Annotated in this window: 21 protein-coding genes; 12 read left to right on the top strand and 9 right to left on the bottom strand. The window is 71.5% G+C overall.

Going from position 1 to position 22,482, the window contains the following annotated elements; translation table 11 throughout:
- Positions 1–40 precede the first annotated feature (40 nt).
- The 4 genes from ACFC51_RS27280 to ACFC51_RS27265 form a co-directional block, all read right to left on the bottom strand.
- Entirely contained in the window at positions 41–484 is a 444-nt protein-coding gene (locus tag ACFC51_RS27280; RefSeq protein ID WP_327112058.1) for a response regulator, read from the bottom strand.
- Positions 481–2,106, bottom strand: a complete 1,626-nt coding sequence (locus ACFC51_RS27275) for a CHASE3 domain-containing protein (protein WP_376371065.1) — start codon at positions 2,104–2,106, stop codon at positions 481–483. Before ACFC51_RS27275 ends, ACFC51_RS27280 begins: the two co-directional genes overlap by 4 nt.
- Entirely contained in the window at positions 2,103–3,362 is a 1,260-nt protein-coding gene (locus tag ACFC51_RS27270) for a PP2C family protein-serine/threonine phosphatase (RefSeq protein ID WP_376371063.1), read from the bottom strand. The genes ACFC51_RS27275 and ACFC51_RS27270 overlap by 4 nt, the downstream gene beginning before the upstream one ends.
- 114 nt (positions 3,363–3,476) lie before the next feature.
- Positions 3,477–4,373 (bottom strand): RNA polymerase sigma factor SigF, encoded by an 897-nt coding sequence (locus tag ACFC51_RS27265; RefSeq protein ID WP_376371062.1) that lies wholly within the window; start codon positions 4,371–4,373, stop codon positions 3,477–3,479.
- Between the two features lie 232 nt (positions 4,374–4,605).
- Here ACFC51_RS27265 and ACFC51_RS27260 point away from each other — a divergent pair, with 232 nt between their 5' ends.
- The 3 genes from ACFC51_RS27260 (at position 4,606) to ACFC51_RS27250 (ending at position 8,255) form a co-directional block, all read left to right on the top strand.
- On the top strand, positions 4,606–6,081 hold the full coding sequence (locus ACFC51_RS27260; RefSeq protein ID WP_376531336.1) for an MFS transporter: 1,476 nt from the start codon (positions 4,606–4,608) through the stop codon (positions 6,079–6,081).
- A gap of 131 nt (positions 6,082–6,212) precedes the next feature.
- Positions 6,213–7,700, top strand: coding sequence for an SDR family NAD(P)-dependent oxidoreductase (locus tag ACFC51_RS27255; RefSeq protein ID WP_376371058.1), 1,488 nt, complete (start codon positions 6,213–6,215; stop codon positions 7,698–7,700).
- 381 nt (positions 7,701–8,081) lie between these two features.
- Positions 8,082–8,255 carry a hypothetical protein gene (locus tag ACFC51_RS27250; protein WP_376371115.1) on the top strand — a complete coding sequence of 58 codons (174 nt, stop codon included), beginning with the start codon at positions 8,082–8,084 and terminating at the stop codon, positions 8,253–8,255.
- A gap of 80 nt (positions 8,256–8,335) precedes the next feature.
- Here the strand turns inward: ACFC51_RS27250 and ACFC51_RS27245 are convergent, their stop codons facing one another.
- From ACFC51_RS27245 to ACFC51_RS27235, 3 genes are read right to left on the bottom strand one after another with little or no spacing between them, the layout of a single operon-like run.
- On the bottom strand, positions 8,336–9,784 hold the full coding sequence (locus ACFC51_RS27245; protein WP_376531333.1) for a lipase maturation factor family protein: 1,449 nt from the start codon (positions 9,782–9,784) through the stop codon (positions 8,336–8,338).
- A gap of 28 nt (positions 9,785–9,812) precedes the next feature.
- Positions 9,813–10,322, bottom strand: a complete 510-nt coding sequence (locus tag ACFC51_RS27240) for a DUF1990 family protein (RefSeq protein ID WP_376531330.1) — start codon at positions 10,320–10,322, stop codon at positions 9,813–9,815.
- Positions 10,319–11,155, bottom strand: coding sequence for a YndJ family protein (locus tag ACFC51_RS27235; RefSeq protein WP_376531464.1), 837 nt, complete (start codon positions 11,153–11,155; stop codon positions 10,319–10,321). The genes ACFC51_RS27240 and ACFC51_RS27235 overlap by 4 nt, the downstream gene beginning before the upstream one ends.
- Positions 11,156–11,315: 160 nt before the next feature.
- Here ACFC51_RS27235 and ACFC51_RS27230 point away from each other — a divergent pair, with 160 nt between their 5' ends.
- From ACFC51_RS27230 to ACFC51_RS27210, 5 genes are all read left to right on the top strand, one after another.
- Positions 11,316–13,382 (top strand): SpoIIE family protein phosphatase, encoded by a 2,067-nt coding sequence (locus ACFC51_RS27230; RefSeq protein WP_376371051.1) that lies wholly within the window; start codon positions 11,316–11,318, stop codon positions 13,380–13,382.
- A gap of 120 nt (positions 13,383–13,502) precedes the next feature.
- Positions 13,503–14,861, top strand: coding sequence for a wax ester/triacylglycerol synthase family O-acyltransferase (locus tag ACFC51_RS27225; protein WP_376531328.1), 1,359 nt, complete (start codon positions 13,503–13,505; stop codon positions 14,859–14,861).
- A gap of 93 nt (positions 14,862–14,954) precedes the next feature.
- On the top strand, positions 14,955–15,923 hold the full coding sequence (locus ACFC51_RS27220) for an aldo/keto reductase (RefSeq protein ID WP_376531326.1): 969 nt from the start codon (positions 14,955–14,957) through the stop codon (positions 15,921–15,923).
- Entirely contained in the window at positions 15,920–16,810 is an 891-nt protein-coding gene (locus ACFC51_RS27215; protein ID WP_376531324.1) for an amidohydrolase family protein, read from the top strand. The genes ACFC51_RS27220 and ACFC51_RS27215 overlap by 4 nt, the downstream gene beginning before the upstream one ends.
- Before the next feature lie 56 nt (positions 16,811–16,866).
- Positions 16,867–17,727, top strand: a complete 861-nt coding sequence (locus tag ACFC51_RS27210; protein ID WP_376531322.1) for an Fpg/Nei family DNA glycosylase — start codon at positions 16,867–16,869, stop codon at positions 17,725–17,727.
- Between the two features lie 8 nt (positions 17,728–17,735).
- Here the strand turns inward: ACFC51_RS27210 and ACFC51_RS27205 are convergent, their stop codons facing one another.
- Positions 17,736–17,948 carry a zf-HC2 domain-containing protein gene (locus tag ACFC51_RS27205; protein ID WP_376371043.1) on the bottom strand — a complete coding sequence of 71 codons (213 nt, stop codon included), beginning with the start codon at positions 17,946–17,948 and terminating at the stop codon, positions 17,736–17,738.
- Between the two features lie 72 nt (positions 17,949–18,020).
- On the opposite strand from ACFC51_RS27205, the gene ACFC51_RS27200 reads away from it, so the two are divergent.
- The 4 genes from ACFC51_RS27200 (at position 18,021) to ACFC51_RS27185 (ending at position 21,908) form a co-directional block, all read left to right on the top strand.
- Positions 18,021–18,773, top strand: a complete 753-nt coding sequence (locus ACFC51_RS27200; protein WP_376371041.1) for a LytR/AlgR family response regulator transcription factor — start codon at positions 18,021–18,023, stop codon at positions 18,771–18,773.
- 62 nt (positions 18,774–18,835) lie between these two features.
- On the top strand, positions 18,836–19,198 hold the full coding sequence (locus ACFC51_RS27195; RefSeq protein WP_376371039.1) for a hypothetical protein: 363 nt from the start codon (positions 18,836–18,838) through the stop codon (positions 19,196–19,198).
- Entirely contained in the window at positions 19,195–20,685 is a 1,491-nt protein-coding gene (locus tag ACFC51_RS27190) for a cation acetate symporter (protein ID WP_376371037.1), read from the top strand. Before ACFC51_RS27195 ends, ACFC51_RS27190 begins: the two co-directional genes overlap by 4 nt.
- Positions 20,682–21,908, top strand: coding sequence for a sensor histidine kinase (locus ACFC51_RS27185; RefSeq protein ID WP_376371036.1), 1,227 nt, complete (start codon positions 20,682–20,684; stop codon positions 21,906–21,908). The genes ACFC51_RS27190 and ACFC51_RS27185 overlap by 4 nt, the downstream gene beginning before the upstream one ends.
- Before the next feature lie 21 nt (positions 21,909–21,929).
- Here the strand turns inward: ACFC51_RS27185 and ACFC51_RS27180 are convergent, their stop codons facing one another.
- A complete protein-coding gene (locus tag ACFC51_RS27180; RefSeq protein ID WP_376531320.1) occupies positions 21,930–22,445 on the bottom strand; it encodes a hypothetical protein in 516 nt (171 codons plus the stop codon).
- Positions 22,446–22,482: the final 37 nt, after the last annotated feature.

Raw genomic sequence — 22,482 nt, 5'->3', positions numbered from 1 at the left:
CCGCGTCGAGAGATCCCACTCCGGGGGATCCCTCCAGATCTTACGCACGCGGGGGCAGCCGGACCACGCTCACGAAGAAGTCGTCGATCTGGCGCACCGCTCCGATGAACTGCTCCAGGTCGACCGGCTTGGTGACATAGGCGTTGGCGTGGAGTTTGTAGCTGCGCAGGATGTCCTCCTCGGCCGAGGACGTGGTGAGGACCACCACCGGGATCAGCGCCAGCTCCGGGTCGGTCTTGATCCGCTCGAGCACCTGCCTGCCGTCGTACCGCGGCAGGTTCAGGTCGAGGAGCACCAGGTCCGGGCGGGGAGCGTCGGCGTACTCGCCCTGGCGGTAGAGGAAGTCGAGCGCCTCCTGACCGTCCCGCACCACGTGGAGCGTGTTGCGGATCTTGTTGTCCTCGAACGCCTCACGGGTCATCAGTTCGTCACCGGGGTCGTCCTCGACGAGCAGGACCTCGATGGGCTTCACGGCGTCGTTCACGGGGTGTCTCCCGACCGGGGGGTCAGCGGGGCGGGGGCGAGCAGCTCCGCCGTGGTGTGGATGGGTGCCTCGGGCAGGACGGGCAGGGTGAAGTGGAACAGTGTGCCCTCGGCCGGCTCCGGGTCCAGCCAGATCCGGCCACCGTGGAACTCGATGATCTTGCGGCAGAGGGAGAGGCCGATCCCCGTTCCCTCGTACTCGTCGCGGGCGTGCAGGCGCTGGAAGATGATGAACACCTTGTCGGCGAACTCCGGCGCGATCCCGATGCCGTTGTCGGCGACCGTGATGTGCCAGTCCTCACCCTCCCGGACACACCCCACGGTGATCCGGCACGGCACATCGGTGCGGCGGAACTTGATCGCGTTGCCGACGAGATTCTGCCAGACCATGGTCAGTGACGTCCCGTCGCCGAGGAGCTCGGGCAGCGTGTCCTCGCGGACGACGGTGGCCCCCGACTCGTCGACGGCCAGGGTGAGGTTGGACAGGGCCCGGTCCAGCGAGCTGCCCAGGTCGACCGGCTTCCAGCTCTGCTGCACCCGGCCCACCCGGGAGAAGGTCAGCAGGTCGTTGATGAGGACCTGCATCCGCTTGGCGCCGTCGACCGCGAAGTCGATGTACTGCCGGCCGCGGTCGTCCAGCTCCTTGCCGTACCGCTTCTCCAGCAGCTGGCAGAAGGAGGCCACCTTCCGCAACGGCTCCTGGAGGTCGTGCGAGGCCACGTAGGCGAACTGCTCCAGCTCGGAGTTGGAGCGGCGCAGCTCCGAGGTCTGCTCGGCCAGCAGCTTCTCCCGGTCCTGGGACTCACCCAGCTCCGCGACCAGGCGTTGACGCATCGCCTCGGCCGCCTCGGACACCGCCCTGACGTCCGACGGACCGGGGACGTCGATCTTCTCGGAGAAGGAGCCCGACCTCACCCGGTCCGAGGCGGCGGTCAGGGCGTTGAGAGGCCGGCCCACCACGCGGTGCAGCAACAGGCTCAGCGACAAAACGGCCAGCACGAACCCCGCGACCAAGGCGGTGAGCACCCAGTCGCGGGTGGTACGCGCGTCGTTCAGCTCGGCGCGCGCCGAGTCGCGCGCGTCGTCCAGATGGCTCTGCTGGGCGCTGTACAGCGTGCGCAGGGCGTCGAAATCCCCCTTGCTCCGCAGGATCGGGGCGGAGGAGGCGCCGGTGGGCCCGCTCGCCCGCACGGCGGCGATCAACGGCTCGGCCCGCTGGGTCCGCCACCGCTGGGCAGCCCGCTCGATCCGGTCGACGTCCCTGGCGTACGGCTGCTCGTCCCCGGTCAGCGCGCGCAACCTGGCCAGCCGCTCGCGCTCGGCCCGCGTGCCCTCCTCGTACGGCTCGAGGAACGAGGTGTCACCGGTGAGCGCGTAACCGCGTACGCCCGTCTCCTGGTCCAGGAGCGAGTTCTGCAACTGGAACGACGCGGAACGGGCGGGCTGGATGCGGTCCACCAGGTCCGTGGTGCGGTCGGATATGCGGGAGAGGACGAGCCCGCCCACGACGAGGCACCCGCAGACCACCAGCACGAAGCCGGCCAGGATCAGATGGACCCAGTTCTGCACCGACAGACGGGAGAGGGGGCCGGGCAGGACGGCCCCGGGCTTCTCCGTGCTCATGAATGCGCCTTCCAGCCGACATGCAGGACGGCTACGTCGTCGGCCAGCCCGCCGTAGGGCGCGGCGCTCGCGGTGGCCTCGGCGACCAGCGCGTCGACGAACGCGCGCGGTTCGAGAGTGCCGTACCTGCCGGCCATGGCGAGCAGGCCCTCCTCGCCCAGCCGGGAACTGGGACCCGTACGCCCCTCGAAGAGGCCGTCGGTGAACAGGACGAGCTCACTGCCGGGCAGGAGCTCCAGCTCCGTGAGCGTCCAGCGGCCTGCGCCGGGAAGCAGCCCGAGGGCCATGCCCGCGTCGGGCTCCACCCAGTCGACGTCCGAGCCGCGCCGCAACAGCAGCCCGGGATGCCCGGCACGTGCGATGAGCACCCTGTCCCTGCTGGCGGGGAAGACCAGCGTGGTCACGGTGGCGAACACGTGCGGGTCGGAGCGCTCGGCGACGAGTATCTCCTCCAGCAGACCGATCTTCTCCAGCTGGCTGACACCGGTCAGCACGGCCGTGCGCCAGGCGACGCGCAGACAGACCCCCAGGGCGGCCTCCGCGGCGCCGTGCCCGGACACATCGCCGATCACCGCGTGCACCGCGCCGTCGGGGGTCTGCACGACGTCGTAGAAGTCACCGCTCAGCAGCCCGTGGGCGCGACCGGCCTCGTACCGTGCGGCCACCTGGAAACTGTCGCCGCGCATGAGGGGGATCGGCAGCAGCGCGCGCTCCAGGCGGGCGTTCTCCTGGGCGATCAGCCGACTGGTGCGGATCGCCACCGCCGCGCGTTCGGCGTGCTTGCGCTGGAGGGCGTAGCGGACCGCGCGGCCCAGTACCTCGGGGTCGATCCGGCCCTTGACGAGGTAGTCCTGCGCACCGTGTGCCATCGCGGACAGCCCGGTCTGCGACTCGGCCAGTCCTGTGAGCACGATGACGGCGGCATCGGAGGAGGACGCGACGAGACGGCGTACGGAGTCGAGTCCGCTCACGTCGGGTAGGTGCAGGTCGAGCAGGACGCAGACGGAGGAACGGCAGTCCTTGAGGAACCGCTGCGCCTCGGCCAGCGTCTTGCACCAGGTGAGCGGGGCGTCCAGCTCGCTGTCGGCCAGCATCTCCTCGACCAGCAGCGCGTCGCCGGCGTCGTCCTCCACCAGGAGCAGGACCGCGTCGACGTCCCAGACGGAGAGGTCCGCCTCGGCCGGAGCGGTCTGCTGTTCCGGGATACCACCGGGATGCTGCACGCGCACAGAGGTGCCCGAAAGCGACTCGGCCACACTCCACCCCTTCCTACGGACGGCACGGACACTCACGGCCGTTTCGGCAGGAAGCATATGCGACCGAGGCCCGGCGTCAGGCCGGGCCTCGGTCAAGTGTGCGGGACGCGGACGTCAGGCCTCGACGCTCATGCCCGCGCGCAGCCGCTGGACGATCCTGGCCAGCAGACGCGACACGTGCATCTGGGAGACGCCCAGCTCGGCGCCGATCTGCGCCTGCGTCATCTCCTGACCGAACCGCATGCGGACGATCTTCCGCTCCCGGTCGTCCAGCTGCCGCAGCAGCGGGGCCAGGGTGTGCAGGTTCTCGACGCTTTCCATGCCCGGGTCGTCCTCGCCGAGGAGGTCGGCGTAGGCGCGCTGGTCGCTGCCCGACTCGCTGTCCGCGTTGGGGGTGTCCAGCGAGCCGGCGGAGTAGCCGTTGGCGGCGACGAGACCCTCGATGATCTCCTCCTCAGGGAGGTCGAGGTGCGCGGCCAGTTCCGCGACCGTCGGGTCGCGGTCGAGCTTCGCCGAGAGCGTCTCCTTGGCCTTGGCCAGCTCGACCCGCAGCTCCTGGAGCCGTCGCGGCACGTGCACGGACCAGGTCGTGTCACGGAAGAACCGCTTGATCTCACCCACGATGTACGGCACTGCGAACGTCGCGAACTCGACCTCGCGCGAGAGGTCGAAGCGGTCGATCGCCTTGATCAGGCCGATCGTGCCCACCTGGATGATGTCCTCGGTGTCGTCACCGCCCCGGTTGCGGAACCGCGAGGCCGCGAAGCGCACCAGGGAGAGATTCATCTCGATCAGGGTGTTGCGGGCGTACTGGTGGTCGTGCGTGCCCTCCTCGAGGACCTGCAGGCGGTCGAAGAAGATCTTCGACATGGCGCGGGCGTCCTGCGGGGCGACCTTGCCCGCGTCCTCGATCCACGGGAGGGGAGCCACGTCGGAAACCGCGCCCGCCTCGCCGCACCGCGTCGCCGCCGCGCTGATCGCTTCGGTGGTTCGCACTGACATGGCCGTCATGGTTCCGCCCTCCCTGGCACTCCGCTGTAGTGACGGGCGCATGCCCCAGTATCCGGAAGTAATGCCACCGGAAACCGAAATTTTTTCAGCGGAGGCGTGACAGGGGCGAATGCCACCGTTCGGCGTAACGATCCGTGGTCGCTCGGGCGGTTTCCGTCACTCTTCACCGCTGAGGTGTGAACCACGCCTCGTTCCGGGCACCTGTGGTGTTCCGGAAGCAGAGGAGCGGCCCATGAGCGACGCCGGCGCACCAGGCGGACCGACCGTCACGACCAGGATCCCGGCACGGCTGGACCGGCTGCCCTGGTCACGGTGGCACTGGATGATCGTGATCGGCCTCGGCACCGTCTGGATCCTCGACGGGCTCGAGGTCACGGTCGTCGGCAACATCGCCAGCAGGCTGTCGGAGGACGGCAGCGGGCTGGCCATCACCGATGCCCAGGTCACCGGTATCGCCGCGGCGCTGTACGTGGCGGGTGCCTGCTCCGGTGCGCTGGTCTTCGGGTGGCTCACCGACCGTTTCGGGCGCAAGAAGCTGTTCATGATCACTCTCGCCGTCTATCTGGCGGCCACGGCGCTCACCGCGGTCTCGTTCTCGGCGTGGTGGTTCTTCCTCTTCCGCTTCCTGACCGGCTTCGGGATCGGCGGGGAGTACGCGGCGATCAACTCGGCCATCGACGAGCTGATCCCCAGCAAGTACCGGGGGCGCGTCGACCTCATCATCAACGGCAGCTTCTGGCTGGGGGCCGTGGCCGGCTCCCTGCTCTCCGTCATCGCTCTGAACACCGACATCTTCCCCAAGGACATCGGCTGGCGACTCACCTTCGCGCTGGGCGTCGTCCTCGGGTTCGTCATCCTGCTGGTGCGCCGCCACGTCCCGGAGAGCCCTCGCTGGATGTTCATCCACGGACAGGACGCCGCCGCGGAGAAACTCGTCGACGGGGTGGAGGAGGAGGTGGAGGCGGAGACCGGCCGCCCGCTCCCGCCCGCCGAGCAGGAGATCACCGTGCGGCAGCGGAAGAGCATCGGCTTCGGCCTGATCGCCCGCACCGTCTTCCGCTCCTACCCCAAGCGGGCCGTGCTCGGGCTGGCGCTCTTCATCGGGCAGGCCTTCCTCTACAACGCGGTCACCTTCGGGTTCGGGTCGATCCTGGTGAAGTTCTTCGACGTCTCCAGCGGCGCCACCGGCTACTACTTCGCCGTCATCGCCTTCTGCAACTTCCTGGGCCCGCTCTTCCTCGGCAGGCTCTTCGACACCGTCGGCCGCAGGCCGATGATCGCCGGCACCTATCTCACCTCCGGGGTGCTGCTCTTCGTGACCGCGTGGCTCTTCCAGAGCGGGTCCCTGACCGCCGCCACCATGACCGGGTGCTGGTGCCTCGTCCTCTTCTTCGCCTCCGCGGGCGCGAGCTCCGCGTACCTGACCGTCAGCGAGATCTTCCCCATGGAGACGCGGGCCATGGCCATCGCCTTCTTCTACGCGGTGGGCACGGCGGCCGGCGGCATCACGGGACCGCTGGTCTTCGCGGACCTCACCGCCAGCGGTGTCCCGGGGGACACCGCCCTGGCGTTCTGCATCGGCGCCGCGCTGATGGTGGCGGCCGGGCTGGTCGCCTTCTTCTTCGCGGTCGCGGCCGAGGGACAGTCCCTCGAGGACATCGCGACCCCGCTCTCCGCCCAGGAGAAGGAGAACGCAGGGCCGAACTGAGCAATGCCGGACTCGTGGCAGACTTGACCGGGGCATTCGGCCCGTGCGCGCCTGCCCTCGCCGGCCCCGGCCGGACCACTCCCCACCGAAGCCCGCTGACGGCATGAGTGACGAGTGACAGAGGAACGGCCATGACGGTGACAGAGGACAGCCCGGAGTTCGCTCCCGGTATCGACGAGTTCGGTCCCGGGATCGACCCGGAGCGGCTGGCCGTCTGCCTGAGCGTGCTCGACGAGCTGAACGCCATCGAGGTCGACCACCCTGACGCCGTCGCCGTGCGACGGGCGACCGCCGGGATCTACCGCACCGTGAAGCAGCGCCGCCGTCAGGAGCGCCGCGCCGCCAAGACCGCGCACGACAAGGCCGTCACGGAAGCCACCGCGACAGGCTCCGCCGAGCGCATCGACGACGAGACGCAGGGCGTCCTGCCGTCCTCGTCGGCCACCGCCGAGATCGCGGGCATACTCCAGCGGCCCAGGTCCTGCTACATCTGCAAGACCCGGTACGTCGAGGTGGACGCCTTCTACCACCAGCTCTGCCAGCAGTGCGCCAAGGAGAACCGCGACCGCCGTGACGCGCGCACCGATCTCACCGGACGCCGTGCCCTGCTCACCGGGGGCCGCGCCAAGATCGGCATGTACATCGCGCTGCGTCTGCTGCGCGACGGTGCCCACACCACCATCACCACCCGGTTCCCGAACGACGCGATCCGCCGCTTCAAGGCGATGCCGGACAGCGACGAGTGGATCCACCGTCTGAAGATCGTCGGCATCGACCTGCGGGACCCCGCCCAGGTCGTCGCCCTGGCCGACTCGGTCGCCGCCGAGGGCCCGCTGGACATCCTGATCAACAACGCCGCGCAGACCGTCCGCCGCTCGCCGCAGGCCTACAGCGAGCTGGTCTCCGCCGAGTCCGCCCCGCTGCCCTCGGGCGAACTGCCCGCGGCCGAGGTGATCGGCACGTTCGGCAGTGGCACCGTCGACCGTGTCGCGGCGCTGCCCGCCGCCCGCCGGGAGGGCGAGGGGCTGAGCGCCCAGGACGTCACGGATCTCGCCCTGGTGACCGGGTCCGCCTCGCCGGCCCGTATCGCCGCGGGCACGGCCATCGACGCCGGCGGCCTCGTCCCCGACCTGCACGACACCAACAGCTGGATCCAGACCGTCGACGAGGTCGAGCCGATCGAGCTCCTCGAGGTCCAGCTCTGCAACTCCACGGCGCCGTTCATCCTCATCAGCCGGCTCCGCCCGGCGATGGCCGCCGCCGCGAACCGCGCCTACGTCGTGAACGTCTCCGCGATGGAGGGTGTCTTCGGCCGCGGCTACAAGGGCGCGGGGCACCCGCACACCAACATGGCCAAGGCCGCGCTGAACATGCTGACGCGCACCAGTGCCCAGGAGATGTTCGAGAAGGACCGCATCCTCATGACGGCCGTCGACACCGGCTGGATCACGGACGAGCGCCCACACCCCGACAAGATGCGCCTCGCGGAGGAGGGTTTTCACGCCCCGCTGGACCTCGTCGACGGCGCGGCACGGGTCTACGACCCGATCGTCCGCGGCGAGGCGGGCGAAGAGCTGTACGGCTGCTTCCTGAAGGACTACGCGCCTGCCGGCTGGTGACGTCCGGCCGGGTCCCGGCTCTCCGTACCCCCGGTCTCTCCGGTATCTCCCGCCACCTGCGTGTGCAGGCGGCACAGCGACGGCCCCGTGAATCACGGGGCCGTCGCCGTACTGTTGGCTGAAAGTGACCCAGGCCACACGTTCTGTCGAGCGGGACGGCGCTCATTTGGTTAGTCTGAGGTCAACGGACGCCACCAAGGGATCCACGAAGCTTCCTCGGCCGTCCTGGGACAGGTCTGTAACCAGCCCGCCGTCCCGCCCCGTACCGGCGCCACCGCGACCGAACTGTTTCTGCCCCTGCCCCGCAGAGGGCGGTCGACACGGTTCTCACAGCCGCAGCGTCGCCACCGCCCGGGGTTACGCGACACGAAGGAGTCCGCGGTGACACCTGAAATGACGAAGACCGAGACGCGTCCGGCCGAGCGGTCCGGAGAGCGGGCCCGCCGGCCCGAGAAGCTCCTGAACATCGAGGTCTGGGCCAGGTCGGCACCGATCAGGCTGGCCGGCTACGAGGACGATCTGGCCGAGCCGCACATCCTGCCCGGCATCGACTGATCCCCGCACCCTTTCCGGAACAGCGCCTCGGTACCTGCCCCCGTCCCCGGACGGGGGCAGGCTCGTTTCCGGCCTGGTACCTACTCCTCCTCGGGAGCGTGCCCGCGGGGCCGCAGCGGTACGGGACGGGCCACCGGCCTCATGAAGTCCCGCACAGGGGTCCGGTGCCACCGGCACCCGGTGGCCCGCAGCTCCTGCCCGTCCGTGTACCGGTAGTGGAAGACCCTGGCCCGGATGTGGGCCGGCGGGCCGTCGGGGAACGGGTTGTGACCCATGAGCCGCAGGGTGTCCCGGTCGCCCCGCAGCAGCCGCTCGACGAACGGGACGAACCAGGGGCGGGCATAGGCGGGGGAGAGCGCGGCGAACCACATCATCCAGTCCAGCCGCAGATGGTACGGGGCGAACTGGCGCGGGAGCCTGCGCGGATCACCGGGTTTCCCGCGGAAGCCGTACTCGAGCCAGCGGGTCCCCTCATGGATCACCGCCTCCTCGGTGCCCTCGACCACCACCTCCAGTCGCATCCTGCTGATGCTTCCGAACGCCCCGTAGGTGTTGACCAGGTGCAGCGGGTCGAAGGACCGGTTCATCACCTGACGGCGGGAGAGGAGGTTGCGGGCGGGCCGGTAGCTGAGTGCCAGGACGAGGGCGGTGACGGCGAGGACCACCACCTCGTACCAGAGGGGCGAACCCGGCTGGACGGGTGGCGGGCCCACGAGGGGCGACCAGTCGACCGCCGAGAGGGCGAGGACGATGGTCAGCCAGTTGAGCCAGGCGAAGTTGCCCGACAGCACCAGCCAGAGCTGGGTGAGCACCATGAGCCCGGCCGCGACGCTCGCGACGGGCTGCGGGGTGAACAGCAGGAAGGGCACCACGAGCTGGGTGACGTGGTTGGCGGCGACCTCCACCCGGTGGACGGGTCTCGGGAGCCGGTGGAAGAGCCGGCTCAGGGGGCCCGGCATGGGCTGGGTCTCGTGGTGGAAGTCCAGGCAGGTCAGCCGCCGCCAGCAGGCGTCCCCCCGGATCTTGATGAGGCCGGCGCCGAACTCCACCCGGAAGAGCAGCCAGCGCAGCAGCCACAGCACGAGCACCGGCGCCGCCGTGTCCCCGTTGCCGAGGAACACCGCCAGGAACCCCGTCTCCAGCAGGAGTGACTCCCAGCCGAAGCCGTACCAGACCTGTCCGACCTGCACCACGGACAGATACAGCACCCACGGCACCGCCCACAGCGCCATCGCCGCTCCCAGCGGAACACAGCCGTCCAGGCCCGCCAGCAGGGCGAGCGACACCGCGGCTCCGGTCCACGCGACCACTGCGAAGAAGCGGTCGGAGTAGTGGAGCCGGAACAGGCCGGGCGCGGCACGCCACGAGGTGTGCCGCAGGAGGTCGGGCACGGGGAGCATGCCGCGTGAACCGATCAGCGCCCGGAACTGGAGCGCCGCGGCGACGAACGCGACCAGATAGACGGCGGCGAGCCCGCGCTGGAAGACCAGTCTGCTCAGCCAGTAGCCGTCTGCCGTGAACCACTGCATCGACTCCAGTATCGGGCCCGGTCCGTCCTCAGGCAGCCGGCGCGGTCCGGCGCAGCACGGTGGTGAGCCGCCGGGCGTACCAGTGCTGGGCCACCGGTACGAGCGGACCCGCCAGGCGGGCGTACCAGCAGGCCGGCCGGGAGAACGCGGTGACCGTGAACCACACGGTGCCGTCGTCGGCCAGCTCCACCAAGAAGCTCTCCTCCCCGCGTTCCGGGTGCCCCGGCCGTGTGCCGTAGGCGAAGCCGGTGCGGTCCTTCTCGTACGCGGTCCAGACGACCTCGCAGGGAGCGGTGACGCGGAGCCGCCCGATGCCCGCCGACACATCGACGGTGACCCCTTCGGCGGCCCGCGGTGCGGAGGCCCTCACCCCGGCCCCCGCGGCGCGGTGCATGCGCCATTCGGTCACGGCGGCGCCCGCCGCCTCGAAGTCCGCGCGGCCCCTGCCGATCTCCGCACGGTGGTGCAGGTGGTTGTAGCCGTCCGGCAGCGGTCCGAGCCGGGTGGCTCCGGCCTCGGGGTACGTCAGGGTGCTCATGCGGTCCTGCCTTCCGGGTGGGTGAGGTCCTGGAGCCGGCGCCGGGCGAGCAGCGCGCAGAGGGCGAAGCCCAGCGCGTTGCCGAGTCCGTGCGTGGCGGCCATCCAGGTCAGGGTGGGGTGGGGAAGTCCGGTGGCCTCGCCCAGAGCCCAGCTCACTGCGAGCATCATGGTGGCCACGAGCACGCCGGCCGACACGGCGAGCAGCGTACGGGTGAGGCGGTCACGGCCGTCGAGGCGGACGGTGCGCCAGGTCAGCAGGGCGACCGTCCACATCCCCGCGGTGAGCAGGAGCGCCCCGGCCAGCTCCGTCCACTCACCGGTGAAATAGCCGACGAGGACGAGGAGGGTGCCGAGTGGGACGCTCAGGGCGGCGAACCGGCCCGCCGGGCCGTTCTCCGCCCGGCAGACCAGACCGGCGACGAGAGCGGCGGCGAAGCCGGCGAAATGGAAGTGCGGCACGGTCAGCGCCAGGATGCCGAGTCCGAATCCGAACAGTTCATGGCCCGAGCGCTCGGCGACGAGGGCGAGCGCCGCGACGGAGGGGGTGACGAGCGCCGTGAGCAGGGCGGCCTCCACGGGGCGTGCGCTGCGGGTGCGGGCCAGACGCCGGGGTGCGTGGGAGGCGAGGAGCAACGTGCCCAGGGTGTAGCCGAGGGCCAGCGCGGTGGCGGTGGTGCCCCGGGGCAGCCACAGGGACACGGCGCCGGGCAGCGCGAAGAGCGGCCACGAGCGCCGTATCCGGTCGAGGGCCGGATCACCGACGAGCCCCAGGCCCATCGGCACGACCACCAGCATGCCCAGCATCACGATCAGTCCGACCAGTACGGACACCGTGCCCACCCCCGCCTCATCACGAACAAGCCCCGTCACGTACGTCCGACGCGAATTGAACATGTTCAAATCAACGTGTGGAGCATAGGGCGTGACGTGACCGCGTTCAAGGCGGCCTGTTCAGTCGATGAATTGGACAAATGATGGCAGAGTGGCGCACATGGATGATCGGGTAGCGGGTGCCCTGTCACTCCCGGACGACTGGCCCGCCCACCCGGACCTCAGCCTCGCCCTGAACCGAATGGGCAGCTTCGACTGGGATCTGGACAGCGGCCTCATGCATATGGACGAGCCCGCCCTCGACGTGTTCGAACTGCGCGCCGACGAGTACGACGGCCGTCCGGAGGGACTCGCGCAGCGCGTGCCCGCCGACGAGGCGATCCGGCTCGACGGCATGGTCTCTCAGGCGCTCAAGAGCGGCCGTAACAACTACGGCGCGTACTTCCGCAGGATGCAGCGGGACGGAACGCTGAGCTGGACCCACACCCAGGGGTTCATCCGCCGCGACGGTACCGGGCGGCCCCGCCGCATCATCGGGATCATCCGGGACGCCACCCAGGAGCTGGCCGAATCCACCGCTCGCCGGACCGTCGACGAGGAACGGCGCCGCCGCACCAGTCTGGTCGAGGGCACCACGGCGGCCCTGGCCCACGCGCGGACGGTCAAGGACGTCACCGAGGTGCTGAAGAGCTCCCAGGGGCTGGCCAACCTCGGGGCCACCAGCCTAGTCATGGGGCTGCTCGAATCAGGGCGCATCCACCTCGTGGCGGACGGCCCCGAAGGCGCGTTCGTGCAGGGCACCCGTTACACCCGGACCGACGAGCCGTATCCGATGAGCGAGGTGATCCGCACGCTCACGCCGCGTTTCATCGAGACCCCCGAGGACTTCGCGGCCTCCTATCCGATCCTCTGGCCCCACATCAGTCACCTGGGCATCACCGCGGCCGCGTACATGCCGCTCATCGCCCAGGCCCGCCCGATCGGTGCACTCGGGCTCCTCTACGGCAACAAGGCGGGATTCACCGCCGACGAGCGGAACCTGCTCGTGGCCCTCGGCAGCTCGATCGCCCAGAGTCTGCAGCGGGCGATGCTCTACGAGCAGGAGCACGATCTCGCCGAGGGGCTCCAGCAGGCCATGCTTCCGCGCCGGATCCCCGAGGTGCCGGGGGCGCAGGTGGCCGTCCGCTACCGCTCGGCACGGCTCGGACGGGACATCGGCGGCGACTGGTACGACATCATCCCGCTGCCCGGCGGCAGGGTCGGCGCCGTCATCGGCGACGTACAGGGGCACGACACGCACGCGGCGGCCGTGATGGGGCAGCTCCGGATCGTCCTGCGCGCCTACGCGGCCGAAGGGCACAGCCCCGCCACGGTCATGGCGCGCGCCTCCGTGTTCCTGCACGAGCTCGACACCGACCGCTTCGCGACCTGCACCTATGCCGAAGCGGACATGACCACCGGAGTCGTCCAGCTGGTCAGGGCCGGGCACGTCGATCCCGCCCTGCGGGACGTCGACGGGAGCTGTCGCAAGCTGCCGGTGGAGGGCGGTCTGCCGCTGGGCCTGTCCGCGGAGTTCGGACAGCTCGAATACCCGGTCAGCACCGTCGATCTGGACCCGGGGCAGACGATGATCTTCTACACCGACGGCATGGTGGAGCTCCCGGGGACCGACCTCGACGAGGGGCTGCTGCTGCTTGCCTCCACCGTGCGCGACGGCCCGGAGGATCTCCAGAAGCTGGCCGACCGGCTCTGCGAGGTCGTCGACGAGCGCGGCGGCGAGGACGACATGGCGATGCTCCTGCTCCGACGCAACGCGGCGCACGCCCCCCACCCGGGCGGCCGGCTCCAGCAGCACGTCGCCCAGAACGACCCCGAGGCACTCACCTCCGCCCGCCACATGATCCGTGCCGCGGTGCGCGCCTGGGGGGCCAGGGGCCGGGCGGACGAGGTCGAACTGGCGGCGGACGAGCTGATCACCAACGCGCTGATGCACACCGACGGCGGCGCCATCGTCACCATCCGGGTGCTCACCGGATCCGAACGCCGCCTCCGGGTCGACGTCGAGGACCGCTCCAGCGCGCTGCCGCGCCGCAGGGAGGCGGGGGAGTCGGGTGTCTCGGGCCGCGGACTCATGCTCGTGGACCGGCTGGCCGACGTCTGGGGGGTGGAGTCCCGGGGCAACGGCAAGTGCGTGTGGTGCGAATTCCTCATCGAGGACCACCGGTAGCGCGGCGGCCGGGACGCAGTGAGACTGTAACAGTACGTAACATGTCCATACTTGACCGTAACCGAGTGTGCGGGATTGACTGCGATCCTGCCGTTCCGTTGTCGAAGACGCGAGGCCCCGTTGAGTACCGAGCTTCTGGCCCCTCTTGATCTGGCTTTCTGGCACCTCGAATCCGATGCCCATCCGATGCACCTCGGCGCACTCGCCGTCTTCGACCCGGTGCCCGGCGTGGCCGCACAGGATCTGCTCGAACTCCTCGGAGCACGCGCCGCCGCCATCCCCCGGCTCCGGATGCGGGTGCGCGACGTCCTGCTGCCGGTGGGAGGCGCGGCCTGGTTCACCGACAAGGACTTCGACGTGCACCACCACGTCAAGCGGGTCGTGCTCCCGGCCGGAGACTTCATGGCGGAGGCGACCCGGCTTGCCGGCGAGCTCATGGAGCAGCCGCTCGGACGGGGCCTCCCGCCCTGGCAGATGTACCTCCTCGACAGCACGGGTGACGGCCCGTTCGCCGTACTCGTGAAGCTGCACCACGCGCTCGCCGACGGCATGCGGGCCGTCGCCATCGGCGCCGGCATCTTCGACCAGATCGCCTCGGCCGGGACGGGCCGCGGCGCGGTGCGGCGCCGGAACCCGGTGCCGCCCCGCTCCTGGCTGCCCGGCCCCTACGAGGCCGCCGGACTCGCCATGGACCGTCTCGGGGACGTCCGGCGGGCGTTGGGGGTCGGTGCCTCGGTGGTCCGCGCCAGCCGCCTGGACCTGCGCGCCACCACCGCGTTGACCGCGCGCTCCAGCGGCACGCGCCGGCTGGCCACCGCCGAGCTCGACGCCGAGACGGTGCAGCGCGTCCGGCGCGCCGAGGGCGGCACGGCCAACGACGTCCTGCTCGCGGTCGTCGCCGGTGCGCTGCGGCGCTGGATGGTCGAACGGGGGGAGGCGCTCCCGGGCGCCGATCCGCGCGCCCTGGTCCCGGTCTCCCGGCGCCGGCCCGGCGGGGCGGCCACCGGGAACAGGCTGTCCGCCTACCTGCTCGGGCTGCCCGTCGGTGAACCCGACGCCCGGGAGCGGCTGCGCGTCGTCCGTACGGGCATGGACCGCAACAAGGCGGCCGGACCACTGCGCGGCGCGGGCGCCGTGGCCGTGCTGGCCGACCAGTTGCCGGCACTGGCCCACCGGTTCGGAGCACCGCTGGCCGGGAACGCGGCCCGGATGCTCTTCGACATCCTGGTCACCAGTGTGCCGCTGCCCCGCTCGGCCCTCTCGCTCGGCGGATGCCCCCTGCGGGCGGTCTACCCCATGGCACCGCTGGCCCGCGGGCAGTCCCTGGCCGTCGCCCTGTCCACGTACGGCGGCCGGGTCCAGGTCGGACTGGTCGCCGACGGGAAGGCGCTCCCCGATCTCGACCGGCTCGCCTCCGCGGTCGAGGAGGAACTGCGCGAACTGCACGCCCTCGTACCGACGGTGCCCGCCCCCGCGTGAGAGCTGATCCCGCGCGCACGGTTGACGCATCCGATTGATCCGATGAATAGTCCTCCACGGACCATCAGAGATCACCGGCGGGGGTGGCCAGACATGCGGCGCATCAGACTCGGACGCAGCGCGGTCGAGATCACCGAACTCTCCTTCGGGGCGGCGGCCCTCGGCAATCTCTTCACCGAGGTCGGTCCGGAACAGGCCGCGGCCGCCGTCGACGCGGCATGGGACGAGGGCATCCGCTACTTCGACACCGCGCCGCACTACGGCCTCGGCCTCTCGGAGCGCCGTCTCGGCGAAGCGCTGCGCGGCCGGCCCCGGGACGCGTACGCCGTGTCCACGAAGGCGGGACGGCTGCTCGACCCCCTGCCCCCCTCCGAGACCGCGTCCCGGCAGGGGCTCTCCGACGGGTTCGCCGTACCCCACACCCACCGGCGCCGCTGGGACTTCAGCGCCGACGGGATCCGCCGCAGCATCGAGGACAGCCTCGGCCGGCTCGGCCTCGACCGGATCGACGTCGTCTATCTCCACGACCCGGACGACCACGCGGAAGCGGCGTTCCGCGAGGGCTGTCCGGCGCTGGAGAAGCTGCGCGCCGAGGGCATGGTCGGCGCCATCGGCGCAGGGATGAACCAGACCGCGATGCTCACCCGCTTCCTGCGCGAGACCGATGTCGACGTGGTCCTGTGCGCAGGCCGCTACACCCTCCTGGACGACAGCGCTCTGGAGACGCTCCTGCCGGAGGCGGCCGCCCGCGGCCGCGGCGTGGTCATCGGAGGTGTCTTCAACTCCGGGCTGCTCGCCGACCCGCGCCCCGGCGCGACGTACGACTACGCGGCGGCCCCCCAGCCCCTCCTGGACCGTGCCCTGCGCATCCGGGACGTCGCCGCGCGGCACGGCGTCCCGCTGCGGGCCGCAGCCCTGCATCACCCCCTGCGTCACCCGGCCGTGGCGGGTGTCCTCGTCGGCGCACGCTCCCCGGAGGAGGTGCGGGACGCGGCGGCGCAGCTGCGCACGCCGGTGCCGGACGCGCTGTGGGACGACCTCCGCACCGAAGGGCTGCTGTGACGACGCCCCTGACGGTCGTCGACGCACACCACCACGTGTGGGACCTCGCGGTGCGCGACCAGGACTGGATCACCGGCGAGGAACTCGCCCCGATCCGCCGTACCTTCACCCTCGCCGACCTGGAGCCCGAGGCGCGTGCCGCCGGGGTGGCCGCCACCGTCCTCGTCCAGACGGTCACCGTCCCCGAGGAGACCCCCGAGCTCCTCGCGCTGGCCGGGGGGAGCGCCCTCGTCGCGGGCGTCGTCGGCTGGACCGACCTGACCGCGCCGGACGTCGCCGGCACCCTGGCCGCGCTCCGCGCCCTGCCCGGCGGCGGCCGGCTCGTCGGCATCCGTCATCAGGTCCAGGGCGAACCCGACCCGGAGTGGCTGCTGCGTCCCGACGTCCTGCGTGGGCTGCGTGCCGTCGCCGCCGCGGGACTCGCCTACGACCTCGTCGTGCTGCCCCACCAGCTGCCCGCAGCCGCCCGAGCCGCCGCGCTGCTGCCGGAGCTCACCTTCGTACTCGACCACGCCGGCAAGCCGCCGGTGGCGCTGGGCGCCACACACCCCTGGGCCGACGGCCTGCGGGCGCTCGCCGCCCTGCCCAACACCGTCTGCAAGCTGTCCGGCCTGGTCACCCAGGCCGATCCCGGGTCCTGGACCGTCGGGGACCTGCGGCCTTACGCGGACACCGTCATCGAGGCGTTCGGCCCCGAACGGCTGATGTTCGGCTCCGACTGGCCGGTGTGCCTGCTCGCCGCCCCGTACGCCGGTGTCCTCGGGGCGGCCCGCGAGCTGACCGGGCTGCTGGGGGACGCCGGGCGGCAGGCCGTCTTCGCCGGCACCGCGCGACGGGTGTACGGCCTGGGGGAGCCCGCGTCCGAGCATGGCGCCGCGCGTCCGTAGAAGCCGTACGGCCACCGCGCCGCGCGTTCGCGCGGCCGCTGCGGCAGGCTGGAGGCATGCCCGAACTGCCGGAAGTCGAAGCCCTGCGGGACTTCCTCGACGACCATCTGGTCGGCAAGGAGATCGCCCGCGTCCTGCCGCTCGCGATCAGCGTCATGAAGACGTACGACCCGCCGCCCACCGCCCTGGAGGGCGCCACCGTCACCTCGGTCGGCAGGCACGGAAAATTCCTCGACATCACGGCCGGGGATCTCCACCTGCTCGTCCACCTCGCGCGGGCGGGCTGGCTGCAGTGGAAGGACAGCTTTCCCGCGACCCCGCCGCGCCCCGGCAAGGGGCCGCTCGCGCTGCGGACCGTCCTCACCGGCGGCGACGGCTTCGACCTGACCGAGATGGGCACCACCAAGCGTCTCGCCGTCCACCTGGTGCACGACCCCGCGGACGTGCCCGGGGTGGCGCGCCTCGGGCCCGACCCGCTCGCCGACTCGTTCGACCGGGACGCCCTCGCGATGGTGCTCGGCGCGGAACGCCGCCAGGTCAAGGGCGCGCTGCGCGACCAGTCACTGATCGCGGGCATCGGCAACGCCTACAGCGACGAGATCCTGCACGTCGCGAAGATGTCGCCGTTCAAGCTCACCACCAGCCTCGGTGACAGCGACATCACCCATCTGTACAACGCCATGCGCACCACGCTCCAGGACGCCGTCGAGCGCTCCCGGGGCGTCGCGGCGGGGCGGCTCAAGGCCGAGAAGAAGAGCAGCATGCGCGTCCACGGCCGGGCCGGGCAGCCCTGCCCGGTCTGCGGCGACACCGTGCTGGAGGTGTCCTTCAGCGACTCGTCGCTGCAGTACTGCCCCACCTGCCAGACAGGAGGCAAGCCGCTCGCCGACAGGCGGCTCTCCCGCCTCCTCAAGTGACCGCCTCGTCACCGCCGCCACCGGGCTGGCGGCGGGCCGGCCCCGGGCGGCAGCGCGTGCGCGTACACCGCCAGGTGCGCCACCACCGCGCCGAACTCGCGCACCTGGAGCACGCAGGCGGCGCACTCCGCCAGATGCTCCTCGAAGCGGCAGGTGTCGGCAGACCCGAGCACCCCGAGCGCGTAGGCCCCGGCGTCGCGGTGAGGTTCGATGGCGCGCATGGCCCCAGGTACGTGACGAACCCGCGAATCACTCACGCCGGCACACGGGCGGAGCACCTAAACTCCGGCCTCATGCTGCGCGTACTCGCCGTCGACGACGAAGAACCCGCCCTGGAGGAACTCCTCTACCTCCTGCGCGCCGATCCCCGGGTCCGCAGCGCCGAGGGCGCCACGGGTGCCACGGAGGCGCTGCGCCGCATCGGCGGTGCCGTGGACGCCGGACCGGAGGACCCGTCGGCGATCGACGTCGTCTTCCTGGACATCCACATGGCCGGGCTCACGGGCCTCGACGTGGCGCAGCTCCTCGCAGGCTTCGCGTCGCCCCCGCTCATCGTCTTCGTCACCGCCCACGAAGGCTTCGCCGTGCACGCGTTCGACCTCAAGGCCGTCGACTACGTCCTCAAGCCCGTCCGCCGTGAGCGCCTGGCCGAGGCCGTTCGCCGGGTCGCCGAACAGGTCGGTGAACGCTCGGCGTCCGTCCACGACGCGGCCGCCGACCAGGTCGCGGTGGAACTCGGCGGCGTCATCCGCTTCGTGGCCGTCGACGACATCGCGTACGCCGAGGCCCAGGGCGACTACGCCCGGCTGCACACCGACACAGGGAGCCATCTCGTCCGCATACCGCTCACCACCCTGGAGGAACGGTGGCGCTCCCGGGGGTTCGTACGCATCCACCGACGGCATCTCGTGGCGCTGAACCGCATCGACGAACTCCGGCTCGACGCGGGCAGCATGAGCGTCCGGATCGGGGACGCCGAGCTCGCGGTCAGCCGCCGTCACACCCGCGCCCTGCGCGATCTGCTGATGCGCCGGACCGGCCGCTGACCTGGCCCTACCGGGGGCAGCCCCTTCCCAGCCGGGCCCCGCGCCGCCTACACTCCGGGCCCATGTCCGCAGAGAGCGCGCCCCGCCGCGAAGTGGTCACGGGCGAGCCCCGGCGGGTGCGTCCGCTGCCCCGTTACCGCGCGCAGTCGGAGATCGACGAGCAGACCGCCCTCGGCGGCGCCTACGTGCGCTCCCTGATGCGCAGCCAGCTCCGCGCGGGGCTCACCGCCTTCGCCGCACTGGCCCTGGTCGCGGGGACCCTTCCCCTGGTCTTCGAGGCGTTGCACAGCAACGCCGTCGTCTGGGCGGTGCTCGGATTCACCACCTACCCGCCGCTCGTCCTGGCCGCGTGGTGGTACGTGCGCCGCGCCGAGCGCAACGAGCGCGACTTCGCCCGGCTCGTGGAAGACCTGCCCGCACCGTGAGCGCACCCGACCACCCCGCGGCGGTGGCGGCGGTGGCCCTCGTCGTCCTGGCCACCGTCCTCGTGGGCGGTTTCGGGCTGAGGATCTCCCGCACCACCTCCGACTTCTACGTCGCCTCGCGCACCGTGCGCCCGAGGCTCAACGCCGCGGCGATCAGCGGCGAGTACCTCTCCGCGGCCTCCTTCCTCGGCATCGCCGGCCTGGTGCTGGTGCACGGGCCCGACATGCTCTGGTACCCGGTCGGGTACACCGCGGGCTACCTCGTGCTGCTGGTGTTCGTCGCCGCTCCGCTGCGCCGCTCGGGTGCGTACACGCTGCCCGACTTCGCCGAGGGGCGCCTGGAGTCGCGGCAGGTCCGCCGCCTGGTCAGCGTCTTCGTCGTGGGCGCCGGCTGGGTGTACCTCGTGCCCCAGCTCCAGGGAGCGGGTCTCACGCTGAAGATCCTCACCGGCGCCCCCGGCTGGCTCGGCGACGTGCTCGTCGCCTCGGTCGTGGTGGTGGCCGTCGCGGCCGGAGGCATGCGCTCGATCACCTTCGTGCAGGTGTTCCAGTACTGGCTGAAGCTCACCGCGCTGCTGGTGCCCGCGATCTTCCTGGTGCTGGCCTGGCAGGGCGACGGCCGGCCCCGCGTCAGCTTCGACGAAGAGATCTCGGTGTTCCGCGCCGACCACCCGCTCTACGCGACGTACGGACTGATCGTGGCGACCTTCCTCGGCACCATGGGCCTGCCCCACGTGGTGGTCCGCTTCTACACCAGCCCCAACGGCCGCGACGCCCGCCGGACCACCGTCGCCGTCCTCGCCCTGGTGGGCCTGTTCTATCTGCTGCCCCCGGTCTACGGGGCCCTCGGGCGGCTGTACGCGCCCGAACTCATGCACGGGGGTGACGCCGACGCCGCGGTCCTGCTGCTGCCCGCCCGGGTGATCGGGGGCCTCGGCGGCGACCTGCTCGGCGCGCTGCTCGCCGGTGGTGCCTTCGCCGCGTTCCTCTCCACCGCCTCGGGGCTCACCATGGCCGTCGCCGGGGTGATCACCCAGGACGTCCTGCCCTCGAGGGGCGTACGGCACTTCCGGCTGGCGACCGTCCTGGCCATCGCCGTGCCGCTGGCCGGCTCCCTCGTGGTCAGCCGGGTCCCGGTCGCGGACGCCGTCGGGATGGCCTTCGCGGTCTCCGCGTCGTCCTTCTGCCCGCTGCTCGTCCTCGGCATCTGGTGGCGGCGGCTCACCCCGCCGGGCGCGATCGCCGGCCTGCTGCTCGGCGGCGGCTCCGCACTGCTCTCGGTGGCCATCACGGTCAGCGGCGCCGTGCGCCCGCCGGGCTGGCCGCACGCGCTGCTCGCCTGGCCCGCCGTCTGGTCCGTCCCGGTCGGCTTCCTCGCGATGATCCTGGTCTCGCTCGCCACCCCCGGGCGCATACCGCCGGGCACCAACGCGGCCATGACCCGCTTCCACCTGCCCGAAGCACTCACCTCGGGGCGCGGGCGGTGACCGGGGCCGGGATCGCCGCCATCGCCGTGCTCGCCCTGCTGCTGTTCGGCACGGGCTTCCTCCTCGGCCGCACCGCCCGCCCCGTACGCACGAGCGACGTGGGCACGCCCGTCGAGCACGCCACGTTCGCCACCCTGCACACGGCCTCCCTCGCGGCGCCCCCGCTGCGGGCGGGACTCACCGAGGAGAGCGCCCGCCGGTCGGCGCGCGGGCTGCGCTCACTGCTCGGCACCGACGCCCTGTGCCTCACCGACCGCGACCGGGTGCTGGTGTGGGACGGGGAGGGCGACCACCACGGCACGGACGTCATGCACCAGGTGCGGGGCGTCCTCGACAGCGGCAGGGACACTGCCTTCCCCAGCGGATGCGGTGACCTCGACTGCCCCCTGCGCTGGGCCGTCGCCGTCCCTCTGACGGTCGAGCACCGTGTCCTCGGCACCCTCGTCGCCTACGCGCCCAGGGAGTCGGCGGTGCTGGCCAGAGCGGCGGGGGAGGTCGCCCGCTGGGTCTGCGTACAGCTGGAGCTCGCCGAGCTCGACCGCTCCCGCACCCAGCTCATCGAGGCCGAGATCAAGGCGCTGCGGGCCCAGATCTCCCCGCACTTCATCTTCAACTCCTTGGCCGCGATCGCCTCGTTCGTACGGACCGACCCCGAGCGCGCACGTGAACTGCTGCTCGAGTTCGCCGACTTCACCCGCTACTCGTTCCGCCGGCACGGGGAGTTCACCACCCTGGCCGACGAACTCCACTCCATCGACCAGTACTTGGCCCTGGTGCGTGCCCGGTTCGGTGAACGGCTCTCCGTGACCCTCCAGGTCGCCCCCGAGGTGCTGCCCGTCTCGCTCCCGTTCCTCTGCCTCCAGCCGCTGGTCGAGAACGCCGTCAAGCACGGCCTGGAGGGCGCTGTCACGCACCCTCGGGCCCCCGTCCCCATGCGGCCGGCGGACGCTCCGATCCGCATCACGATCAGCGCGCTGGACGCCGGTGCGGAGGCGGAGGTCGTCATCGAGGACGACGGCGCCGGGATGGAGCCGGAGCGTCTCCGGCAGATCCTGCGGGGCGAGGGCGGAACCTCCACCGGCATCGGTCTGCTCAATGTGGACGAACGCCTCCGCCAGGTCTACGGCGACGACTACGGGCTCGTCATCGAGACGGGGGTCGGGGCGGGCATGAAGATCACTCTGAGGCTGCCCAAGTACCGTGCGGGTGTGCACGGCTCCTGATCCCGGCAGCGTGTCCGCGGGTCAGTACAGATGGACGGCGAGATGGCCGAGCGGCAGCCCCAGCTGCCATGCGGGCGTCCACACCTGCGCCTCGTTCTCCTCCTCCTCGTCGTCGTCGAGGGGCTCCCACGGCGGCGGGCCGATCGCGTCGAGGTCCGCGGCCAGCAGTTCGGTCTCCTCCAGCCACCGCCATGCGGCCCGTGCCAGCGCGAGGTCGGGGTCGGCGATCCGGGCCGGAGCGGTCGGCCGCTCCAGGGCCTCCAGCCGCGCGCAGACCCATCGTCTCCAGGCGGCGCCGTACGCCGTGAGAAGCCGGAGCTCGTCCACCCGCGCCGCGGGGAGTTCGTCGGCGACCGCCCCGTCGGAGAGGAAGATCGTCAGGGCGAGCGCGTCGCGCCCCGCCCGGTACTCCAGGGTCGTCGGCTCCATCAGGTCGCCGGTCTCCAGCACCTCGTCGGCGATGTACTCGGAGTACATCCAGGCCATCGGGACCAGCAGCCCGTCCCCACCGGTTCCTTCGTGATGTTCGGGACGCATCCCGTCTCGCCTCTTTCGTCGACTCGGCACCGGGCTA

It is taken from the genome of Streptomyces sp. NPDC055962, from assembly GCF_042270185.1.
Taxonomy (GTDB): domain Bacteria; phylum Actinomycetota; class Actinomycetes; order Streptomycetales; family Streptomycetaceae; genus Streptomyces.
Note: the sequence above shows the minus strand (reverse complement) of the source record. Positions and strands in the feature narration are given on the sequence as shown.

What these genes read in the sequence shown, in the direction of transcription:
- ACFC51_RS27260 (WP_376531336.1), top strand. Translation starts at nt 4,606, where the DNA reads ATGAGCGACGCCGGCGCACCAGGCGGACCGACCGTCACGACCAGGATC.
- ACFC51_RS27210 (WP_376531322.1), top strand. Translation starts at nt 16,867, where the DNA reads ATGCCCGAACTGCCGGAAGTCGAAGCCCTGCGGGACTTCCTCGACGAC.
- ACFC51_RS27265 (WP_376371062.1), bottom strand. Translation starts at nt 4,373, where the DNA reads ATGACGGCCATGTCAGTGCGAACCACCGAAGCGATCAGCGCGGCGGCG.
- ACFC51_RS27240 (WP_376531330.1), bottom strand. Translation starts at nt 10,322, where the DNA reads ATGAGCACCCTGACGTACCCCGAGGCCGGAGCCACCCGGCTCGGACCG.
- ACFC51_RS27230 (WP_376371051.1), top strand. Translation starts at nt 11,316, where the DNA reads ATGGATGATCGGGTAGCGGGTGCCCTGTCACTCCCGGACGACTGGCCC.
- ACFC51_RS27255 (WP_376371058.1), top strand. Translation starts at nt 6,213, where the DNA reads ATGACGGTGACAGAGGACAGCCCGGAGTTCGCTCCCGGTATCGACGAG.
- ACFC51_RS27205 (WP_376371043.1), bottom strand. Translation starts at nt 17,948, where the DNA reads ATGCGCGCCATCGAACCTCACCGCGACGCCGGGGCCTACGCGCTCGGG.
- ACFC51_RS27275 (WP_376371065.1), bottom strand. Translation starts at nt 2,106, where the DNA reads ATGAGCACGGAGAAGCCCGGGGCCGTCCTGCCCGGCCCCCTCTCCCGT.
- ACFC51_RS27200 (WP_376371041.1), top strand. Translation starts at nt 18,021, where the DNA reads ATGCTGCGCGTACTCGCCGTCGACGACGAAGAACCCGCCCTGGAGGAA.
- ACFC51_RS27220 (WP_376531326.1), top strand. Translation starts at nt 14,955, where the DNA reads ATGCGGCGCATCAGACTCGGACGCAGCGCGGTCGAGATCACCGAACTC.
- ACFC51_RS27245 (WP_376531333.1), bottom strand. Translation starts at nt 9,784, where the DNA reads ATGCAGTGGTTCACGGCAGACGGCTACTGGCTGAGCAGACTGGTCTTC.
- ACFC51_RS27195 (WP_376371039.1), top strand. Translation starts at nt 18,836, where the DNA reads ATGTCCGCAGAGAGCGCGCCCCGCCGCGAAGTGGTCACGGGCGAGCCC.
- ACFC51_RS27180 (WP_376531320.1), bottom strand. Translation starts at nt 22,445, where the DNA reads ATGCGTCCCGAACATCACGAAGGAACCGGTGGGGACGGGCTGCTGGTC.